The organism is Intrasporangium sp. Soil_C_50 (assembly GCF_057656595.1).
In genome coordinates this window covers 434,760-454,168 of the sequence record NZ_JBDGKB010000001.1, presented here as the reverse complement: position 1 = coordinate 454,168, position 19,409 = coordinate 434,760, and the positions used below count along the sequence as shown (strand labels likewise).

The following is a 19,409-nucleotide window of genomic DNA, read 5'->3' as shown; positions in this document are numbered from 1 at the left end:
GGGACCGCTCCGGTAGCCTTGGAGGTCGGTCCACGTCCGTCTGGCGCGGACCGAACCTACGACCGTGCGCAGGAGACATGAGCCGCCCCCATTCCCGTTCACCACTGGTGCTCGACACCAGGGACCTGAACCGGCGACCCGGGACGATGCATGAGCTCTCGCGCACGGTGACGTTCCCCGACGACCTCGGCACCGACGTCATCGCGATCACGGCCGGTTCCCCGGTCGAGATCGAGGTGCGGCTCGAGTCCGTCGTGGAGGGCGTCCTCGTCACGGGTTCGGTCAGCGGCACGGCGACCGGCGCCTGCGTGCGGTGCCTGGATCCTGTCGACCTCGAGGTCGACGGGACCTTCCAGGAGCTGTTCGCCTACGCCGACCGGGCGGCGCACCACCACGAGGTGGGAGCCGACTCGGACGAGGACGAGGTGCACGTGCTGGTCGATGACCTCATCGACCTCGAGCCCGTGCTCCGGGACGCGGTCGTTCCGACGCTGCCGTTCCAGCCGGTGTGCCGGGAGGACTGCCCGGGCCTGTGCTCCGAATGTGGGGCCAAGCTCGCGGACGACCCGGACCACCACCATGAAGTGATCGACCCGAGGTGGTCGGCTCTCGGCGGACTGCTGGGAGACGACCCGCAAGAGAAGAGGAACTGACGTGGCTGTCCCGAAGCGGAAGATGTCGCGCTCCAACACCCGTTCGCGTCGCGCGAACTGGAAGGCTACGCCGACCACCCTGACCACGTGCCCGTCGTGCGGCGCCGCGGCCCAGCCGCACATCGCCTGCCCGTCGTGCGGCACCTACAAGGGTCGTCACTACGCCGCCGCCGAGCGCACCGAGCACCAGGCCTGACCCGCCCGTGAGCGGCCCCGTGAGCGACATCGACGCCGGGGGTGTTCCGGCGGTGATGCAGGAGCCGCAGCGGCCCGTCGACGCCCTGCTCGCCCACCTCGACGAGGTGGTCGGCCAGGGAGTCGACGAGCCGTTGCTCCTGCGTGCCCTGACCCACCGCTCGTACGCGTACGAGAACGGTGGCCTGCCCAACAACGAGCGTCTCGAGTTCCTCGGCGACTCCGTCCTCGGACTCGTCGTCACCGAGTCGCTCTACCGCGAGCACCCCGACCTCGCCGAGGGCCAGCTGGCCAAGCTGCGCGCGGCCGTGGTCAACATGCGTGCCCTCGCCGACGTCGCACGCACCTTCGACCTCGGCGGCTACGTCATGCTCGGCAAGGGCGAGGAGGCGACCGGCGGGCGCGACAAGGCCTCGATCCTCGCCGACACCCTCGAGGCCCTCATCGGCACGGTCTTCCTCAGCGTCGGCATCGAGCGGGCGGGTGACTTCGTGCACCACCACTTCGACGCCCTCATCGAGGAGGCGGCCACGCTCGGCGCCGGCCTCGACTGGAAGACGAGCCTGCAGGAGATGGCCGCCGGTGCCACGCTCGGCACGCCCGAGTACCGCGTCAGCGAGCAGGGGCCGGACCACGAGAAGGAGTTCCACGCCCAGGTCTTCGTCGGTGACGAGGTCCTCGGTGAGGGGCGCGGCCGCTCCAAGAAGGAAGCCGAGCAGAAGGCCGCCAAGCAGGCCTGGCACACGCTCGACGACCGTCGCTCCGACGCGGTCGCTGCCTCCACCGACCCGGCCGACGTGTCACCTACGACGCGCGCCCTCGGCTGACGCGTCGAGCCTCCACAACCACCTGCTGCGATGCCCGAGCTGCCCGAGGTCGAGGTCGTCCGCCGCGGTCTCGAGGGGCACGTCGTCGGTCGCCACGTCACGCGGACCCGGATCACCGGGGTCCGCGTCGCGCGGCGGCACGACGCCGGCCCCGAGGACCTCGCGGCCCGCCTGCACGACGTCACCGTCACCGCCGCGTCGCGCCGCGGCAAGTACCTGTGGCTCGCCCTCGACGGCGAGGACGCCCTCATCGTGCACCTCGGGATGAGCGGGCAGATGCTCGTCGAGCCGGCCGACGCGCCGCTGGAGAAGCACTGCCACGCGCGGTTCGACTTCGCGGACGGCGACCCGCAGCTGCGGTTCGTCGACCAGCGCACCTTCGGGGGCCTGCAGCTCTCGCCCCTCGGGCCGGGTGGGATCCCCGAGGTCGTCGCCCACATCGCGCCGGACCCCTTCGAACCCGCGTACGACCAGGCCGCCGTCGTGCGCCGGATGAAGCAGCGCGACAGCGCCGTCAAACGGGCCCTTCTCGACCAGACCCTCGTCTCCGGCATCGGCAACATCTACGCCGACGAGGCCCTGTGGCGCGCGAAGGTGCACGGTGAGCGGCTGTGCTCCGGGCTGACCAAGCCGACCCTGTCGCGCATCCTCGACCACGCCCGGGAGGTCATGGCCGCGGCGCTGGGCCAGGGCGGTACGAGCTTCGACGCGCTCTACGTCAACGTCAACGGCGCGAGCGGCTACTTCGACCGGTCCCTGCACGCCTACGGCCGTGAGGGCACCCCGTGCGACCGGTGCGGTGCCCTGATGCGCCGCGAGCAGTTCATGAACCGCTCGTCCTTCTCCTGCCCGGTGTGCCAGCCGCAGCCGCGGCGACGCGCCACCAGCTGACGCGGTCCGCCTCCGGACGCGCGAACGGTCCGGCCCCCACCGGGACCGGGCCGTGTCGCGTCGGGTCAGTGACCGCCCGTGCGACGCTTCGGCGCGGGACGCGTCGGGTCGTCGTCGTAGGCGTCGACGTGATCGGGCACGACGATCGGGCGCAGCCGCGCCCAGACCATGAACGCCGACGCGCCGACGAGCATGATGAGGCCCGCCCAGAGGTTGGCGTTGACGCCGCCGGTCTTGTCGAGCGACTGTTCGCCGAACAGGCCCATGAGCACGAGGATGATCCCGTAGATGCCGATGAGGGCGCCGATGAAGTTGCGGATGTCGAAGGCGCCCGCGGTGTGACGATCGGGTCGGCCGCCCCGTCCGGTGCCGGCGCCGCTGCCGGTGTCGGGCCTGTCGGGCCTGTCGGTGCTGTCGGTCCTGCCAGTGTTGTCGGTCATGGGAGGACTCCTCTCAGAAGGCCACGTTGAGGATGGTGACGAGGACGAGCGCGGCGATCGCGAGCGGGATCGTGCGCCGGTACCACGGGTAGCGGTGCTCCTCGGGGTCGATCAGGTCCTCGCGCGGGGTCTCTGAGTAGACGAGGCCGCGCAGCTCGCTCGAGGGCTTCGGCTCGGTGCCGAGACTGACGACGACGCTGACGAGGATGTCGACGACGAAGGCGGCCGACGCGGCGACGAAGGCCGCGCCCTGGCCCTTCAGGGGAAGCACGCCGAGGCTCGCCGCCCCGAACGCGTCCTCGGACAGGAACGCGACGAGCACGGCCGACAGCGTGCCGCTGACGAGACCCGCCCAGCCGGCCGTCGCCGTCATGCGCTTCCAGAACATGCCGAGGATGAACGTCGCGAAGAGCGGCGCGTTGAAGAAGCCGAAGAGGGTCTGGAGGTAGTCCATGACGTTGCTGAACGAGCTGGCCACGACGGCGGTGCCGATCGCGATGACCGTCGCGCCGACCGTGGCGAGCCGGCCGATGCGCAGGTAGTAGTCGTCGGCGTGGTCCTTGCGGATGTAGCGCTGCCACAGGTCGTAGCTGAAGACGGTGTTGAAAGCCGAGATGTTGGCGGCCATGCCGGCCATGAACGCCGCGAGCAGACCGGCGATGGCGATGCCGAGCAGCCCGTTGGGCAGGACGTCGCGCATCAGCAGCAACAGGGAGTCGTTGTACTTGACGCCGTCGCCCGACGCACCGCCGGGCGGTGTCCCACCGTTCTTCAGCTGGCCGATCTCGGGCACGAGGACGGCCGCGATCATGCCGGGGATGATGACGATGAACGGCACGAACATCTTGGGGAAGGCGCCGATGATCGGTGCCTTGCGCGCGGAGGAGAGGGAGTCGGAGGCCATGGCGCGCTGGACCTCGACGAAGTTCGTCGTCCAGTAGCCGAAGGACAGCACGAAGCCGAGGCCGAAGACGATGCCGACGACGGACCAGAACGGCGAGCTGAAGCCGGACAGCGCCTCACCGGGCCACGAGTGCAGCTGCTGGTCGGCCGGAGGCACGCCGGCCTTGGCCGGAGCGGCGGCCGCGAACTGCGTGATCTTGTCCTGCAGGCCCTGCCAGCCGCCGACGCGGTGCAGGCCGATGAGGGTCAGGGGCAGCAGGGCCGCCAGGATGACGAAGAACTGCAGCACCTCGTTGTAGATCGCCGCCGACAGGCCACCGAGCGTGATGTACGACAGGACGATCGCGGCCGCCACGAGGAGCGTCACCCAGAGCGGCCAGCCGAGCAGGGCGTGGACGATCGACCCGAGCAGGTAGAGGTTGACGCCGGCGATGAGCAGCTGGGCCACCGCGAAGCTCAGGGCGTTGACGAGGTGGGCGCCGGTGCCGAAGCGCCGGAACATGAACTCGGGGACCGAGCGCACCTTCGAGCCGTAGTAGAAGGGCATCATGACGACGCCGAGGAACACCATCGCCGGGATGGCACCGACCCAGAAGTAGTGGACGGTCGAGATCCCGAGCTCGGCGCCGTTGGCCGACATGCCCATGATCTCGACGGCCCCGAGGTTGGCCGAGATGAAGGCCAGGCCCGTGACCCAGGCCGGCAGCGAGCGTCCGGACAGGAAGAAGTCGATGGAGTCGGACACCGCTCGTCTCGCCATGAGGCCGATGCCGAGGACGAAGACGAAGTACAGCGCGATGATGACGTAGTCGACGGGATTGGCGCTGATGAGGGTGTCGGCGGTCGACAGCCCCGCGAGTGAGTGCATGCGTTCGGTCCCTTCGTTGGGCGACGGTTCCCGACGCTAGGGCAGGTGGGCTCGCAGCGCGCGTCAGGACGCCTCGTGGTTGGCAGGGCCGGGAGCGGGGCTGAGGGCGCGCTTGAGGGGAGCGGTGGCATCGGCCGCCGCCTCGACCGGGATGGTCATACCCTTTTCGAGCGCTCGTTTCACGGCGAGGTAGTCGCCGCTCGCGTTGACGGCCTCGATCGCCACGAGCAGGCCGTCGCGGTAGCTGAGCAGCGAGAACGACTCTGCCGCAACGTTGCCGCGCACCACCGTGGTGTCGGCTCCCTGCGGCAGGCCCGCGATCTGCAGGCGCAGGTCGGCCTGGTCGCTCCAGAACCACGGCACGTCGTCGTAGGGGTCGGGGCGCCCAGCCAGCGTCGCCGCGGCGGCCCGCGCCTGGTCGGTGGCGTGCGGCACGCTCTCGAGGCGCGTCGGCCCGGCGAGTCCGCGGGCGAACGGGTTCGGGCCCACGGTGCAGTCGCCCGCGGCGACGGTCAGCCCGTCGGACGAGCGGGCGAACCGGTCGACGACGATGCCGCGCGTCTCGACGTCGAGCCCGAGCCGGCGGGCGAGGTCGGTACGGGGCTCGACGCCGGTGCCGACGACGACGAGGTCGGCCTCGAGCTCGGTGCCGTCGTCGAGGACCACCGCCTCGGCGCGGCCGGAGGTCCCGTGGATCCGGGTGGCGCGCGAACCGAGGTGGATCCGGGTGCCGCGCCGGGCATGGGCCTCGAGGTAGAAGGCGGACAGCTCGGGAGTGACGGCCCGGGCCATCAGCCGGTCCGCGACCTCGACGACGGTGACGTCGGCGCCCAGGGCGCGCGCGCTCGCGGCGACCTCGAGGCCGATGAAGCCGCCCCCGACGACGACGACCGAGCGGGCCGCCCGGACGGCCGGGGCCAGCGCGTCGGCGTCGGCGAGCGTGCGCAGCGACAGGACGCGGTCGAGGCCGGCGCCTTCCACGGGGAGCGTGCGGTTGACGGCTCCGGTGGTGAGCGCCAAGCGGTGCCAGGCGATCTCGCGGCCGTCGTCCGTCGTGGCCATGCCGCCGGGGTCGCCCTCGCGGTGGCGGGAGAGGTCGACGACGCGTCGGCCGGTCAGCAGCTCGACGCCCTGCTCGGCGAACCAGGACGGGGACCGGAAGACGAGGGTGTCGCGGTCGTGCTCGCCGCGCAGGTAGGTCTTCGACAGCGGCGGTCGCTCGTACGGCGGTTCGGGCTCGTCGCCGACGAGGACGACGGGCGAGGTGTCGCCGAGCTCGCGCAGCGCCGTGACGAGCGAGATGCCCGCCTGCCCGGCGCCGACGACGAGGATCGTGGGGTCGCCGGCCATGCCTCCCACCCTAGGGTGGCGGCATGACGTGGACGCCGAGCACCCCGGAGACCGTCTTCACCTACGGAGCGCCCGCGCTGAAGTTCGGCCCGGGCGCCGCCGACGAGATCGGGCACGACGTCGCGGCCCTCGGCGCCCGACGCGTGCTCGTCGTCACCGACCCCGGTGTCCTCGCCACCGGCGCCCCCGAGCGGGTGGCCGAGGGGATCCGCTCGGCCGGCCTCGAGGCGGTCGTCCAGGACTCGGCCCACGTCGAGCCCACCGACGCCGCCCTCGTCGCCGCCGCCGAGCGGGCCAGCGCCGAGGGCCCGTTCGACGCCTACGTCGCGGTGGGCGGCGGCTCGGCCATCGACACCGCCAAGGCGGTCGACCTGCTGCTCACCGACGGCGGCGACCTCATGGACTACGTCAACGCGCCGATCGGCTCCGGCCGGGCGCCGTCGCGCCCGCTCGCGCCCCTCGTGGCCGTCCCGACGACGACCGGCACCGGCGCCGAGAGCACGACCATCTGCGTGCTCGACGTGCTCTCGCTGCACGTCAAGACCGGCATCAGCCACGTACGGCTCCGGCCGGTGCTCGCCGTCGTCGACCCGCGACTCACCATGACCCAGCCGGCCGGGGTCACCGCGAGCGCCGGCATGGACATCCTCTGCCATGCCCTCGAGAGCTGGACGGCGCGCCCGTACACCGCGTTCGAGCACAAGGCGCCGGGGGAGCGGGTGCCCTACTGCGGGGCCAACCCGATCTCCGACCTCTGGGCCCAGCGCGCCATGTCGCTGCTGGCCGGCTCGTTCCGCGCAGCCGTTCACGACGGGGACGACGAGGCGGCGCGCGGCGAGATGGCCCTGGCCGCGACGTTCGCCGGCCTGGGCTTCGGCAACGCGGGGGTGCACGTGCCGCACGCCAACGCGTATCCCGTCGCGGGGCGCGTCCGCGACCACCACCCGGCGGGCTACCCGCCCGGCGAGCCCCTCGTGCCGCACGGTACCGCCGTGGCGCTGACCGCCCCCGAGGCCTTCCGCTGGACCTTCGAGGCCGACCCGGCGCGCCACCTCGAGGCGGCGCGCCTGCTGGAGCCGGGGGTCGACACCACGGCGGGCGACCCCGCGGACGTGCTCCCGGGCGTACTGCGACGGCTCATGCGCGACATCGGCCTGCCTGACGGCCTCGCCGGCGTCGGCTACGGCGAGGGCGACGTCGACGCGCTCGTCGACGGGGCGATGAAGCAGCAGCGGCTGCTCGCCACGAGCCCGCGGCCGGTGACCGAGGACGACCTCGCCGGCATCATCGGCCGGTCGCTGCACCTGTCCGACGCTCCCTGACGCTCCCTCACGCGTCCTGACGCCCCCGACGGAGGAGCGCGGAAAGCAGTCGACGCGGCGGCAGGGGACCGGCATAGGGTGCGGTACGTGACGACAGCGACCCCGGCGCCCGAGGCGCAGCAGCCCAGCACCCCCACGCCCCTGCCGATGCCCGGCGACGGCGACTGGCTCGAGTGGGCGGCCACCCGCGGCGAGCAGCAGCTGGCCCTGGTGCGCGAGCTCGTGGACGGCCTCAAGGCCGACCCGCCCGGCGACCCGCTCGCGGTGCTGCGCGTCTGTAACGAGGCCCAGGTGGCGCTGTCCAACGCCGCGTCGGTGGGCTCGCTGTTCGCCGAGGTGCACCCCGACGCATCGGTGCGCGAGCGCGCGGAGGGCGTGGCCCAGGAGGTCCAGAAGCTCGACACCGACCTCGGCCTCGACACCGACCTCTACGCCGTGCTCGCCGGCCTCGACGGCTCGGACCTCGACCCCGACGCCGCGCGCGTCCTGGAGCGCACCCTGCGCGACTTCCGCCGCTCGGGGGTCGACCGCGACGAGGCGACGCGCGACCGGCTGCGCGCGCTGAGCGAGAAGGCGATCCTGCTGAGCCAGGAGTTCAGCAAGAACATCCGCGAGGACGTCCGCAGCATCACCGTGGCACCCGAGCGGCTCGAGGGCATGCCGCAGGACTGGGTCGACGCCCACCCGGCCGGCGCCGACGGCCTCGTCACCGTCACCACCGACTACCCGGACGTCGTCCCGTTCCGCACGTTCGCCCGCGACGCCGGGGCGCGCCGGGCCATCACGTCGGAGTTCCTGACGATCGGCTGGCCGGCCAACGACCGGGTGCTGCAGGACCTCTTCGCCGTGCGCCGCGAGCACGCGTCGCTCCTCGGCTACGCCACGTGGGCCGACTACGACGCCGAGGTCAAGATGATCGGGAAGGGCTCTGCCATCGGCGAGTTCGTCGACCGCATCACCGAGCTGTCCACCGACAGCGCCGAGCGCGACAAGGGCGTGCTCCTCGAGCGGATGCGCCAGGACGTCCCCGACGCCACCGACATCGACGGTGCCGACACGTTCTACTACGCCGAGCTCGTCCGCAAGGAGCAGCTGGCCGTCGACGCCCAGAAGGTGCGCACGTACTTCCCCTTCGAGCAGGTGCGCCAGGGCCTGCTCGACGTGACGGGCCGGCTCTTCGGCCTCGAGTGGACGCCGGTGCCGGCGGCGGAGGCCGGCACGTGGCACGCCGACGTCGCCACCTACGACGTCTCCTCCGGCGGGCAGCGCATCGGGCGCATCCACCTCGACCTGCACCCGCGCGACGGCAAGTACAAGCACGCCGCCCAGTTCGACCTCGTCCGCGGCGTCACCGACACGCAGCTGGCCGAGGGCGTGCTCGTGTGCAACTTCAACCGCGGGCTCATGGAGCACGACGAGGTCGTCACGCTCTTCCACGAGTTCGGCCACCTCGTGCACCACGTCGTCGCCGGGCGCCAGCGCTGGGTGCGGTTCTCCGGCGTCGCCACCGAGTGGGACTTCGTCGAGGCGCCGAGCCAGATGCTGGAGGAATGGGCCTGGGACGCATCGGTGCTCGCCACCTTCGCCCGCAACGCCGAGGGCGAGACGATCCCCGCCGACCTCGTCGACGCGATGCGTCGCGCCGACGACTTCGGCAAGGGCTACCAGGCCCGCACGCAGATGTTCTACGCCGCGCTGTCCTACGACTTCCACACGCGCGAGACCGACGACCTCACCGCGAGGCTGCGCGAGCTCATGGGCCAGTACTCGGTGTTCCCCTACCTCGAGGGCACCCACATGCACTGCGCCTTCGGCCACCTCGACGGCTACAGCTCGGCGTACTACACGTACATGTGGTCGCTCGTCATCGCCAAGGACATGTTCTCGGCCTTCGACAAGGACGACCTCTTCGACCCCGAGGTGGCCGGCGCCTACCGCGACAAGGTCCTCGCCCAGGGCGGTCGGCGCGACGCCGCCGACCTCGTCGAGGACTTCCTCGGCCGGCCGTACACGTTCGACGCGTACGCCGCCTGGCTCGCCGAGTGAGCGTTCCCGGGCTGCCCCGCGACGGGCTGCGGGTCGTCTCGCTCCACGTCCACCCGGTCAAGTCGCTCGCCGGCGTCTCGCCGAGTGAGGCAGCCCTCGACGAGCGGGGGATCGGCGGTGACCGGCGCTGGGCCGTCGTCGACCCCGAGGGCGCGAAAGTCACCGCCCGGGAAGAGCATTCGCTGCTCGGTCTGCGCGCCGAGCCGCTGCCCGGCGGCGACGTCCGCCTTCTCGACGCGTCAGGTGCCGCCATCGACGTGCCCAGGCCGGTGGGCGCCGAGCCGGTGCCGGTCGGCTTCTCCGGGCAGTCGCTGGCCCTGCCCGCCGGTGAGGCGGCCGACGCGTGGCTCACCGAACGCACGGGGCGCGCGTTGTGCCTCGTGTGGCAGGACGAGCACACGGTGCGGCCCGTGCGCGCCGACCTCGGTGGCGAGGGCGGCGACCGCAACTCGCTGTCCGACGCCGCGCCCCTGCACGTCACGACCGACGCCTCGCTCGCCCGGCTCAACGACTGGCTCCTCGAGACGGCGCTCGAGCGGGGCGAGGAGCCCCGGGAACCGTTGGGGCACGACCGGTTCCGGCCCAACGTCGTCGTCGACGGCGACGAGCCGTTCGCGGAGGACACGTGGCGCGACGTGACCATCGGCGACGTGCCCCTCCGGGCCACGATGGTGTGCGACCGCTGTGTCATCACGACCATCGACCGCGCCGGGCTCACGACGTCCAAGGAGCCGATCCGCACGCTGGCGCGGCACCGCCGGTGGGAGGGCGCCACGTGGTTCGGCATCAGGCTGACGCCGGTGCTGCCCGTCGCCGCCGGAGCGGTCCTGCACGTCGGCGACGAGGTCGTGGTCCGCTGACGCTGCGCCCGGACCCCGGCGTCAGGGGATCGGGAGCTCCTTGAGCGCGACGTGCTTGCCCGTCCGGCGCTCGGAGAGGTCGGCGAGAGCCTGCCGGACCGTCTTGGAGAACAGGTGCGCGCCGGTCAGCGTCGGGTGCACCCGGTCGGACTGCACCTGGTCGGGGTGGGCCCGCACCGCGTCGGCCCAGTCGGCGACGACGACGTTGGGGTGGCGGCTCGCGACGAGCGCCAGCGCCGCGTTGTCGCCGTCGACGCGCGAGAAGGGGCCCATCACGTTGACGAGGACGACCATCCGGTCCGGCCCGAGCACGGACAGGACGTCCTCGACGCGGTCGGCGTCGACGCCCGCGTTGGTGCCGAACGCCAGGACGACCGCGCGACGGTTGGCGTCGCCTCGGGCCTTGACCTCGGCGAGGCCGTCGGACCAGCGCCGGTTGGACTTCGCGTCGATGCGGATGCCGGGGAAGTAGTAGCGCAGGGCCTGCAGGCTGCCGACCATGATCGAGTCGCCGTAGGCGTCGATCTCGGGCCCGCTCGGCATCGTGAAGGCTGCGGTGCGCGCGGGCGCCGTGGTGGCAGCGGACGCGCTGCTCGTGTCCGACGCCGTGGCGGCGGGGCGGGACGGTGCCGCGGTCGCCGAGGCGTGGGGGCGCGACGCCGCCGGTGTGCCGGTGGCGGACGCTCGCGGGGCCGGCACGGACGCGTCGGCCGCGGCTTCGTTGGCGGCGAGCATGCGCGCGGTCTCGGTCATGTCGGGTGCGGTGACGACGACGACGGTCGTGCCGACGACGAGGACGGCCGCGACGCCGGCGACGATGCGTCGACCTCGAGTGGTGAGGTCGGTGAGCAGGCCACCGATGCGTCGGGCCACGCCGCGGAAGCCGAGGGTGCGGAACGGGGTCTCGACGAAGCGGAAGGTGAGGTCGGCGAGCGCGAGGGTCACGAGGACGCACCAGAGTCGCGTCAGGCCGTGCCACGTCGTGCCCGGAGCCGACGGGTTGTCGAGGCCGACGAGGAGGATGACCGGCCAGTGCCAGAGGTAGATCGAGTAGGACCGGGCTCCGACCCACGTGGCCAGCGGATGGCGCACGACGCGCTGGAAGGCGTCGGGGCCGGTGGAGCGGCGGTCGAGGACGCCCATGACGAGGACCGCCGTGGCGAGGGAGGCGAGGACGATGCCGCCGCGGAAGGTCCACGGCGACTGCTCGTCGAGCAGGAACATCGCGGCGACGAGCACGGCCCCCGCGGCCGGCACGGCCCATGCCCCGTAGCGGCCCCAGCGTGAGGGTGCGACGCGCAGCGCCAGGGACGGGCTCGACCAGGCGAACGCCAGGGCGGCGCCGGCCATGAGGCCCATGACGTGGGTGTCGGTGCCGTAGTAGACCCGGGTCGGGTCGGCGTCGGGGGAGAAGAGCGCGGCCATGAGCAGGGCCGACGCGCCGCCGACCGCCACGGCCGCCCCGACGCGCACGCGCGCCGACCCGACAGCGAGCAGGCAGAGGGTCAGGGCCGGCCAGAGCAGGTAGAACTGCTCCTCGACGGCGAGTGACCAGAAGTTCATGAACAGCTGCGGCGCGGTCTGGTCGAAGTAGCTCGAGCCGGCGGTGATCTCGACCCAGTTCGTCGAGAACGTCAGGGCGCCGGTGATCTGACGGCCGACGTGCACGAGGAGGTCCTGGCTGACGAGCCGCGCGATGAGCACGCTCGTGACGACGCAGAGGACGAGGGCCGGCAGGAGGCGACGGGCCCGCCTGAGCCAGAACTGGCCGAACGCGATGCGGCCCGTGCGCCCGTGCTCGCGCACGAGGAGCGTCGTGATGAGGAAGCCTGAGACGACGAAGAAGACGTCGACGCCGAGAAAGCCGCCCGGCAGCCACGCGGGGTCGAGGTGGTAGACGAGGACACCGGCGATGGCGAGGGCGCGCAGGCCGTCGAGGCCCTCGATGCGTCCCGAGCGCGGCGAGCCGTGGGTGGAGCGTTCCGCGGCCCGCGGGCCGTGCCCCGACGCATCGTCGATCGCACGCCGGTCGACCGACCGGTCCCTCGCCCTGTCCAACGTCGACGTCGCCACGTCGCCTCCTCATGGGGCCGCGGTGAGTGGAGTCATCGCTCGTGCCTGGAGTGAGCATAGGGACGCATGGGGACGTCGTTGCGGCGCCACGCGGGCGAACCCGCCCTCATACCCCGCCGGGGACCGGCCCGGACACAGGTCGTCGCACGGATCCGCGCGCGCGACCGCGTACGGGTCCGCGGACGGGTCCGCGTACGGGTCGTCGTACCGTGGCGCCATGGCGGGAACGGTGCGCGCGAGGATGTTCGTCCGGGGCCGGGTCCAGGGCGTCGGCTTCCGGTGGTGGACCCGCGCCCGGGCCCTCGAGCTCGGTCTCGTCGGGCACGCCCGCAACACCGCGGACGGTCGCGTCGAGGTGGTCGCGCAGGGTCCGGAGGACGCCGTGGACCGGCTCGAGGAGCTGCTCCGCGAGGAGCCCACGACGACGCGCCGGCCCGGGCGCGTGGAGTCCGTCGTCCGCCAGGAGGCCGTCCCGAAGGACGGAACCGACGGGTTCCTCGAACGGTGACCGACCTAGGCTGACGGGGTGAGCGAGCAGCCGTCCCCGACCGTCGACGACGCGACCCCCACCGAGCTCGTCCGCCTGCGCAGCAGCATCGACAACATCGACGCGGCGCTCATCCACCTGCTCGCCGAGCGCTTCAAGTGCACCCAGCAGGTCGGCGTCCTCAAGGCCGAGCGCCACCTGCCGCCGGCCGACCCGGCCCGTGAGGAGCGCCAGATCGCCCGCCTGCGGGTGCTCGCCGACGAGGCCGGCCTCGACCCGGTCTTCGCCGAGAAGTTCCTCGGATTCATCATCGCCGAGGTCATCCACCACCACGAGCGCATCGCCAACGGCGAGGAGTGACGCCCCCGTCGCGCCCGCCGCGTCGAGCGCGACCCGCGTCGCATCAGTAGAGCGTCGCGTCCTGGCGCGCGTCGAGGGCCTCGTCGTAGGCGAGCGCCTCGGCGTCGGAGCCGAACCCGCCGGCCTCACGCGTCATCCGACCGGCCGTCGGCACGGCGCTGCGCTCGGCGTGCGCGGCCGGGTCCCAGAGGCGGCTGCGCTTGACGGCGCGGGCGCACTGGAAGTAGACGCGCTCGACCGTGACGACGAGCACCGACGCGGGGAGCACGCCCCGTACCGCGTGCAGCGCCAGCTCGTCCGGGTCGGTCGAGACGACCGCCGTGCCGCGCACCCGGAGCTCCTCGCCGATGCCGGGCACGAGGAAGATCAGCCCCACCCGCGGATCGGCGACGACGTTGCGCAGCGTGTCGAGACGGTGGTTGCCGCGGCGGTCGGGGATGACGAGCGTGCGCTCGTCGCGGACCCGAACGAAGCCCGGGGCGTCGCCACGGGGCGACTGGTCGAGGCCGCCCTGACCCACCGTCGCCACGACGACGAACGGCGAGGCCGCGACGACCTCCAGGTGGCTCGGCAGCAGGACGGCCGACTCCTTGGCGATCGAGTTCGCGGCCGCCTCGACCGGGTACACCTCGAGGAGGCGCTCGAGGGAGGTCACGGCGTGCCGGTCGGTGGGGGCGTCGGGCTCGTGGTGGGCGCTCACGGGGCCACGCTACGCGGGAGGCACGACCTGCCCTTCCGACCACCAGCGGCTCGCCTCCCCGGGGTCGGGCTGCGCGGCTAGTACTCTGACCGGGATCGCCGTCGGTCGGACCACAAAGGAACCTCTCTTTCGTGTACGTCAAGAGCCTCACCCTGAAGGGCTTCAAGTCCTTCGCCTCGGCGACCCACATGCGGCTCGAGCCCGGTATCACCTGCATCGTCGGCCCCAACGGTTCGGGCAAGAGCAACGTCGTCGACGCCCTCGCCTGGGTCATGGGCGAGCAGGGCGCCAAGTCGCTGCGCGGCGGCAAGATGGAGGACGTCATCTTCGCCGGCACCGCAGGGCGGGCGCCTCTCGGCCGCGCCGAGGTGGCGCTGACGATCGACAACTCCGACGGCGCGCTGCCCATCGACTACACCGAGGTCACCATCGCGCGGACGATGTTCCGCAACGGCGGCTCGGACTACTCCATCAACGGCACGCCCTGCCGCCTGCTCGACGTGCAGGAGCTGCTCTCCGACAGCGGCATCGGCCGCGAGATGCACGTCATCGTCGGCCAGGGGCAGCTCGACACCGTCCTGCGAGCCACGCCCGAGGAGCGCCGCGGCTTCATCGAGGAGGCTGCCGGCGTCCTCAAGCACCGCAAGCGCAAGGAGCGCGCGCTGCGCAAGCTCGAGACGATGGAGGCCAACCTCACCCGAGTCCAGGACCTCACGAGCGAGATCCGCCGCCAGCTCGGCCCGCTCGGACGCCAGGCAGAGACCGCGCGCCGTGCCGCGGTCATCCAGACCGACGCCCGCGACGCGCGCCTGCGCCTGCTCGCCGACGACCTCGTTCAGCTGCGGTCCACGCTCGAGCAGGAGGTCGCCGACGAGTCGGCGCTCATCGCACGCCGCGCCGAGGTCGAGGAGGCCATGGCCGACCTCGCGACGCGCCTGTCGGCCCTCGAGGCCGAGGCCGAGGCGGCCCGCCCGCGCCTCAGCCGCGCGCAGGACGAGTACGTCTCGCTGGGGCGGCTCGTCGAGCGGATGGCCTCGACGCGCTCGCTCGCCGCCGAGCGCGTGCGCCTCCTGTCCGAGGACGACGCCGGTGACGACGCGGGCCCGACCCGCGACCCCGACGAGCTGCGCGCCCAGGCGGCGACGGTCCGCGAGCAGGAGGAGATGCTCCTCGCCGAGATCGAGGAGGCCGGCAACGCCCTCGAGGAGGCCGTCCTCACCCGCAACGACGCCGAGCGGCGCCACGCCGAGGAGACCTCCCGGCTGGCGCGCGCCTCCCGCGCCGCGGCCGACCGGCGCGAAGGCCTGGCCAAGCTCGGCGGACAGGTCGGCGCCAAGGCCTCCCGCATCGAGGCCCGCGAGGCCGAGGTCGGCCGGCTGCGCCACACCATCGAGCAGGCCGCCGCCCGGGCCGCCGAGGCCGAGCGCGAGTTCAACCGCCTCGAGGCCGGCGTGGCCCAGGAGGAGGAGGGCGAGCAGGGCCTCGACACCGCCTACGAGGAGGCCGCCGAGCGGCTCGAGGGCGTCGAGGCCGAGGTCGCGCGCTGGAAGGAGACCGAGACGGCCGCCGACCGGGCACGCACCGCCGCCGCGGCCCGCGTCGAGGCCCTCGAGATGAGCCTGAGCCGCAAGGACGGCGCCGCCGCGCTCCTCGCTGCCGCCGACGACACGCACGACATCGTCGGCTCGGTCGCCTCCCTGCTCACCGTCGAGGCCGGGCTCGAGAACGCCGTCGCCGCCGCCCTCGGGTCGGCCGCCGAGGCCCTCGCCGTCGGCTCCCTCGACGGCGCCCGCGCGGCCCTGCGCTCGCTGCGCGATGACGACGGCGGTCGGGCGAGCCTGCTCGTCGCCGAGTCCGCGGCCCCCGTCGACCCCGCCGCCTGGCCGTCGCTCGGCGACGGAGCCCGCTGGGCCCGCGACGTCGTCACGTGCCCCGACACCCTGCGCCCTGCCCTCGAGCAGGTGCTCGAGCGCGTCGCGCTCGTGGCTGACGCCGACGCTGCCTCGACGCTCGTGCGCCGCCACCCCGGCGTCACCGCCGTCACTGGCGAAGGTGACGTCTATGGCCCCGGCTGGGTGCGCGGCGGCAGCCACGCCGCCCCGAGCCTCATCGAGCTGCAGGCCACCCTCGACGAGGCCCGCGCCACGGTCTCGAGTGCGACCCGGGAGGCCGAGGAGTCCCGTTTCCGCCTTGCCGGCCTCGAAGCCACGCGCGCCGAGCTGTCCGAGGCCGTCGACGAGGCGCTCGAGCGGCTCAACGAGAGCGACGCCCGGATGGCCGCTGTCGCCGAGAAGCTCGGCTCGCTCGGCCAGTCGGTCCGCGCCGCGCGCGCCGAGGTGGAGCGCACCGAGCGCGCCATCGCCGACGCCACCGCGGCCCTCGAGGCGGACCAGGCCGAGCATGCCGAGCTGCTCGAGCGGCTCGAGACCGCAAGTGGCGAGGGCGAGTTCGTCGACGAGCCCTCCACCGAGGAGCGCGACCAGTTCGAGGAGCTCGCCCGAGAGGCCCGCGCCACCGAGACCGAGCTGCGCCTGGCGCTGCGCACCCGCGAGGAGCGGGCCCGCGCCCTCAAGGACCGCGCCGACGCCCTCGAGCGCAGCGCCCGTCACGAGGAGGAGGCGCGTGAGCGCCTCGCCGCCCGCCAGGAGCGTCGCCGCCGCGAGGCCGCCGTCGCCGAGGCCGTCCGCGTCGCCGCGCAGTGGGCCCACGGGCTGCTCGCCGAGTCGGCCGAGGAGGCCGGGCGCGCCCGCGCCGCCGGCGAGGCCGAGCGCACCGAGCGCGACGCCGAGCTCGCCGTGGTCCGCAAGGACATCGCCACCCTGCAGGCCGAGCTGCGCGAGCTGACCGACTCCGTCCATCGCGACGAGGTCGCCCGCACCCAGCAGCGGCTGCGCATCGAACAGCTCGAGACGAAGGCCGTCGAGGAGCTCGGCATCGCCCCCGACTCCCTCGTCGACGAGTACGGCCCGCACCAGCCGGTGCCGTTCGTGCCCGACCCGGACGCCGACCCCGACGCCTCGCAGCCTGAGCCGGTGCCCTTCGTCCGCGAGGCCCAGGAGAAGCGCCTGCGCCAGGCCGAGCGCAAGCTGAACGCCCTCGGGCGCATCAACCCGCTCGCCCTGGAGGAGTTCTCGGCGCTGGAGGAGCGGCACAAGTTCCTCACCGAGCAGCTCGAGGACCTCAAGAGCAGCAAGCGCGACCTGCTCGACATCGTCAAGGAGGTCGACGAGCGCGTCGAGCGGGTCTTCGCCGAGGCGTTCGAGGACACCGCGGTGCAGTTCGAGCGCGTCTTCCAGCGGCTCTTCCCCGGCGGCGAGGGCCGGCTCGTCCTCACCGACCCGTCGAACATGCTGACGACCGGTCTCGAGGTCGAGGCCCGCCCGCCGGGCAAGAAGATCAAGCGGCTGTCGCTGCTCTCCGGTGGCGAGCGCTCGCTCGTCGCCGTGGCGCTGCTCGTATCGATCTTCAAGGCCCGCCCCTCGCCCTTCTACATCATGGACGAGGTCGAGGCCGCCCTCGACGACGCCAACCTCGGGCGTCTCATCACGCTGTTCGAGGAGCTGCGCGACAGCTCCCAGCTCATCGTCATCACGCACCAGAAGAAGACGATGGAGATCGCCGACGCCCTCTACGGCGTCAGCATGCGCGGCGACGGTGTCACGACGGTCGTGAGCCAGAGGCTGCGCGACGTCGCCGACCAGCAGTCCGCCTGACGCCTCCTGGAGAAAGTGCCCACTCGACCGAGGGGCGCGGGACGCCGTGTCGCCACCCCCGTCCCCCGCAGTCGAGTGGGCGCCTTCCCCTGTCGAGTGGGCACTTCGTCGCCCTTGGCGACACGTCTGACGCGTCGTTTGGGTGTACTTGCTTAACGCCAGTCACATGCGTCACTCTTGTCACATGGTCTTCCTCGTCATCTCGATGCTCGTCGTCACCGTCCTCGGTGTCGCGGTCGTCGGCGTCGTGGCGGTGCCCGCGCACCGTGGCGGCCGGGGCCTGCTCACCGCCAAGGGCGAGGGGGTGGCCCGCGAGGCGCGTCGTCGGGCCTCGGCCCTCGCCACCTCGCGGGGCCCGCGCGGCACGCGAGCCCGTACCCACTGACCCCTCCCGCACCACCGGCCGCGCCCCTCCCCGACGCGTCCCGCGGCTTCCGGGGGCCCGTCCCGCCCGTGGTTGGATGGCTCTCGTGGACACAGTCTGGATCTACGTCATCATCGGCGCGCTCGTGCTCGTCGGTGGCATCGTCTACGGCGTCACGCTGACGCGCGGTCGCGGTCGCGACACGACGCTCGAGCGCGAGGCCCCGCCGGCACCCGGGCTGCCCACGGAGGACCTCGACCGCAGGCCCCCAGCCCCGAGCGACACCACTGCACCACCCGTCGAGCGACCCGGCGCACCGGCCGAGGTCGAGACCGCCGAACCCGAGGTCGCGCCGGCACCTGCGCCTCCGACGCCGACCATCGAGCGCCCCGAGTCGGCGCGCGGCCGCCTCCAGCGCCTCAGGGCCCGCCTCGCCCGCTCCAACTCCGCCCTCGGCCAGGGCCTGCTCGCGCTGCTCTCGCGCGGCTCGCTCGACGAGGAGGCCTGGGAGGAGGTCGAGGACACCCTCATCGCCTCCGACCTCGGCGTCGAGGCGTCCACCGAGCTCGTCGACTCCCTGCGCACCAAGGTCAAGGTCGAGGGCAAGGCCGACGAGGCCACCGTCCGCGGCTGGCTCCGCGAGGACCTCCTCGCCCTCGTCCAGCCCGACATGGACCGGCGCATCGCCAGCAGCCGCGTCGGCGACCGGCCCGCCGTCGTCCTCGTCGTCGGCGTCAACGGCGCCGGCAAGACCACGACCGTCGGCAAGCTCGCCCGCGTCCTCGTCGCCGAGGACCGCGAGGTGCTCCTCGGCGCCGCCGACACCTTCCGCGCCGCGGCCGCCGACCAGCTCGAGACGTGGGGCGCGCGCGTCGGGGTCGCGACCGTCCGCTCCGACCGCGACGGCGCCGACCCGGCCGCCGTCGCCTTCGACGCCGTCAAGGCCGGTATCGAGGAGGAGGCCGACGTCGTCATCATCGACACGGCCGGGCGCCTGCACAACAAGATCGACCTCATGAACGAGCTCGGCAAGGTCAAGCGCGTCATCGAGAAGCAGAGCGAGATCGACGAGGTGCTCCTCGTCCTCGACGCGACGACCGGCCAGAACGGCCTCCAGCAGGCCAAGGTCTTCTCCGAGGCGGTCGCCGTCACCGGCATCGTCCTGACCAAGCTCGACGGCACGGCCAAGGGCGGCATCGTCGTCGCGGTGCAGCGCCAGCTCGGTGTGCCGGTCAAGCTCGTCGGCCTGGGGGAGGGGCCCGACGACCTCGCCCCGTTCGACCCCGAGGCGTTCGTCGACGCGATCCTCGCCTGAGGTTCGACCAGCGCGACCAGCACGCGAGCGGGCCCGTCCACC

17 protein-coding genes are annotated in these 19,409 nt (G+C 73.0%); 12 read left to right on the top strand and 5 right to left on the bottom strand.

Translation table 11 applies throughout. The features are described from left to right. Nucleotides 1–77 precede the first annotated feature (77 nt). From AC3A5R_RS02165 to mutM, 4 genes are read left to right on the top strand one after another with little or no spacing between them, the layout of a single operon-like run. Entirely contained in the window at nt 78–653 is a 576-nt protein-coding gene (locus AC3A5R_RS02165; RefSeq protein WP_487619137.1) for a YceD family protein, read from the top strand. A 1-nt stretch (nt 654) separates the two neighbouring features. Continuing rightward, the gene (rpmF, locus tag AC3A5R_RS02160; protein WP_076259839.1) at nt 655–849 is read left to right on the top strand and encodes a 50S ribosomal protein L32; all 195 of its coding nucleotides are present in this window, start codon (nt 655–657) and stop codon (nt 847–849) included. Nucleotides 850–904: 55 nt separating this feature from the next. Continuing rightward, on the top strand, nt 905–1,675 hold the full coding sequence (gene rnc / locus AC3A5R_RS02155) for a ribonuclease III (RefSeq protein ID WP_487620105.1): 771 nt from the start codon (nt 905–907) through the stop codon (nt 1,673–1,675). Between the two features lie 30 nt (nt 1,676–1,705). Further along, nucleotides 1,706–2,566 carry a bifunctional DNA-formamidopyrimidine glycosylase/DNA-(apurinic or apyrimidinic site) lyase gene (gene mutM, locus AC3A5R_RS02150; protein ID WP_487619136.1) on the top strand — a complete coding sequence of 287 codons (861 nt, stop codon included), beginning with the start codon at nt 1,706–1,708 and terminating at the stop codon, nt 2,564–2,566. Between the two features lie 65 nt (nt 2,567–2,631). Here the strand turns inward: mutM and AC3A5R_RS02145 are convergent, their stop codons facing one another. From AC3A5R_RS02145 to AC3A5R_RS02135, 3 genes are all read right to left on the bottom strand, one after another. Further along, nucleotides 2,632–3,006, bottom strand: coding sequence for a hypothetical protein (locus AC3A5R_RS02145; RefSeq protein WP_487619135.1), 375 nt, complete (start codon nt 3,004–3,006; stop codon nt 2,632–2,634). 13 nt (nt 3,007–3,019) lie between these two features. Continuing rightward, a complete protein-coding gene (locus AC3A5R_RS02140; RefSeq protein ID WP_487619134.1) occupies nt 3,020–4,777 on the bottom strand; it encodes a sodium:solute symporter family protein in 1,758 nt (585 codons plus the stop codon). A 63-nt stretch (nt 4,778–4,840) separates the two neighbouring features. Then, nucleotides 4,841–6,127, bottom strand: a complete 1,287-nt coding sequence (locus AC3A5R_RS02135; protein WP_487619133.1) for an NAD(P)/FAD-dependent oxidoreductase — start codon at nt 6,125–6,127, stop codon at nt 4,841–4,843. A gap of 23 nt (nt 6,128–6,150) precedes the next feature. Here AC3A5R_RS02135 and AC3A5R_RS02130 point away from each other — a divergent pair, with 23 nt between their 5' ends. The 3 genes from AC3A5R_RS02130 to AC3A5R_RS02120 all read left to right on the top strand — a co-directional run bounded on the left by AC3A5R_RS02130 (nt 6,151) and on the right by AC3A5R_RS02120 (nt 10,355). Further along, nucleotides 6,151–7,449, top strand: coding sequence for a hydroxyacid-oxoacid transhydrogenase (locus AC3A5R_RS02130; protein WP_487619132.1), 1,299 nt, complete (start codon nt 6,151–6,153; stop codon nt 7,447–7,449). A gap of 87 nt (nt 7,450–7,536) precedes the next feature. Continuing rightward, a complete protein-coding gene (locus tag AC3A5R_RS02125) occupies nt 7,537–9,495 on the top strand; it encodes a M3 family metallopeptidase (RefSeq protein WP_487619131.1) in 1,959 nt (652 codons plus the stop codon). Then, nucleotides 9,492–10,355, top strand: coding sequence for an MOSC domain-containing protein (locus AC3A5R_RS02120; protein ID WP_487619130.1), 864 nt, complete (start codon nt 9,492–9,494; stop codon nt 10,353–10,355). The genes AC3A5R_RS02125 and AC3A5R_RS02120 overlap by 4 nt, the downstream gene beginning before the upstream one ends. A gap of 21 nt (nt 10,356–10,376) precedes the next feature. Here AC3A5R_RS02120 and AC3A5R_RS02115 read toward each other — a convergent pair whose 3' ends face one another. After that, the gene (locus tag AC3A5R_RS02115) at nt 10,377–12,428 is read right to left on the bottom strand and encodes an acyltransferase family protein (RefSeq protein ID WP_487619129.1); all 2,052 of its coding nucleotides are present in this window, start codon (nt 12,426–12,428) and stop codon (nt 10,377–10,379) included. A gap of 217 nt (nt 12,429–12,645) precedes the next feature. On the opposite strand from AC3A5R_RS02115, the gene AC3A5R_RS02110 reads away from it, so the two are divergent. Both AC3A5R_RS02110 and AC3A5R_RS02105 read left to right on the top strand, forming a co-directional pair. Beyond that, nucleotides 12,646–12,936, top strand: coding sequence for an acylphosphatase (locus AC3A5R_RS02110; protein ID WP_487619128.1), 291 nt, complete (start codon nt 12,646–12,648; stop codon nt 12,934–12,936). 18 nt (nt 12,937–12,954) lie between these two features. Beyond that, on the top strand, nt 12,955–13,275 hold the full coding sequence (locus AC3A5R_RS02105) for a chorismate mutase (RefSeq protein WP_487619127.1): 321 nt from the start codon (nt 12,955–12,957) through the stop codon (nt 13,273–13,275). 43 nt (nt 13,276–13,318) lie between these two features. Here AC3A5R_RS02105 and AC3A5R_RS02100 read toward each other — a convergent pair whose 3' ends face one another. Further along, nucleotides 13,319–13,975 (bottom strand): MSMEG_1061 family FMN-dependent PPOX-type flavoprotein, encoded by a 657-nt coding sequence (locus AC3A5R_RS02100; protein WP_487619126.1) that lies wholly within the window; start codon nt 13,973–13,975, stop codon nt 13,319–13,321. 131 nt (nt 13,976–14,106) lie between these two features. On the opposite strand from AC3A5R_RS02100, the gene smc reads away from it, so the two are divergent. The 3 genes from smc (at nt 14,107) to ftsY (ending at nt 19,367) form a co-directional block, all read left to right on the top strand. Then, nucleotides 14,107–17,688 carry a chromosome segregation protein SMC gene (gene smc, locus AC3A5R_RS02095; RefSeq protein ID WP_487619125.1) on the top strand — a complete coding sequence of 1,194 codons (3,582 nt, stop codon included), beginning with the start codon at nt 14,107–14,109 and terminating at the stop codon, nt 17,686–17,688. A gap of 184 nt (nt 17,689–17,872) precedes the next feature. Further along, on the top strand, nt 17,873–18,073 hold the full coding sequence (locus tag AC3A5R_RS02090) for a hypothetical protein (protein ID WP_487619124.1): 201 nt from the start codon (nt 17,873–17,875) through the stop codon (nt 18,071–18,073). 76 nt (nt 18,074–18,149) lie between these two features. Continuing rightward, on the top strand, nt 18,150–19,367 hold the full coding sequence (gene ftsY, locus AC3A5R_RS02085; RefSeq protein ID WP_487619123.1) for a signal recognition particle-docking protein FtsY: 1,218 nt from the start codon (nt 18,150–18,152) through the stop codon (nt 19,365–19,367). The last annotated feature ends 42 nt before the right edge of the window (nt 19,368–19,409 follow it).

What these genes read in the sequence shown, in the direction of transcription:
- AC3A5R_RS02145 (WP_487619135.1), bottom strand. Translation starts at nt 3,006, where the DNA reads ATGACCGACAACACTGGCAGGACCGACAGCACCGACAGGCCCGACAGG.
- AC3A5R_RS02140 (WP_487619134.1), bottom strand. Translation starts at nt 4,777, where the DNA reads ATGCACTCACTCGCGGGGCTGTCGACCGCCGACACCCTCATCAGCGCC.
- AC3A5R_RS02130 (WP_487619132.1), top strand. Translation starts at nt 6,151, where the DNA reads ATGACGTGGACGCCGAGCACCCCGGAGACCGTCTTCACCTACGGAGCG.
- rnc (WP_487620105.1), top strand. Translation starts at nt 905, where the DNA reads ATGCAGGAGCCGCAGCGGCCCGTCGACGCCCTGCTCGCCCACCTCGAC.
- AC3A5R_RS02090 (WP_487619124.1), top strand. Translation starts at nt 17,873, where the DNA reads ATGGTCTTCCTCGTCATCTCGATGCTCGTCGTCACCGTCCTCGGTGTC.
- mutM (WP_487619136.1), top strand. Translation starts at nt 1,706, where the DNA reads ATGCCCGAGCTGCCCGAGGTCGAGGTCGTCCGCCGCGGTCTCGAGGGG.
- AC3A5R_RS02110 (WP_487619128.1), top strand. Translation starts at nt 12,646, where the DNA reads ATGGCGGGAACGGTGCGCGCGAGGATGTTCGTCCGGGGCCGGGTCCAG.
- AC3A5R_RS02135 (WP_487619133.1), bottom strand. Translation starts at nt 6,127, where the DNA reads ATGGCCGGCGACCCCACGATCCTCGTCGTCGGCGCCGGGCAGGCGGGC.
- AC3A5R_RS02165 (WP_487619137.1), top strand. Translation starts at nt 78, where the DNA reads ATGAGCCGCCCCCATTCCCGTTCACCACTGGTGCTCGACACCAGGGAC.
- ftsY (WP_487619123.1), top strand. Translation starts at nt 18,150, where the DNA reads ATGGCTCTCGTGGACACAGTCTGGATCTACGTCATCATCGGCGCGCTC.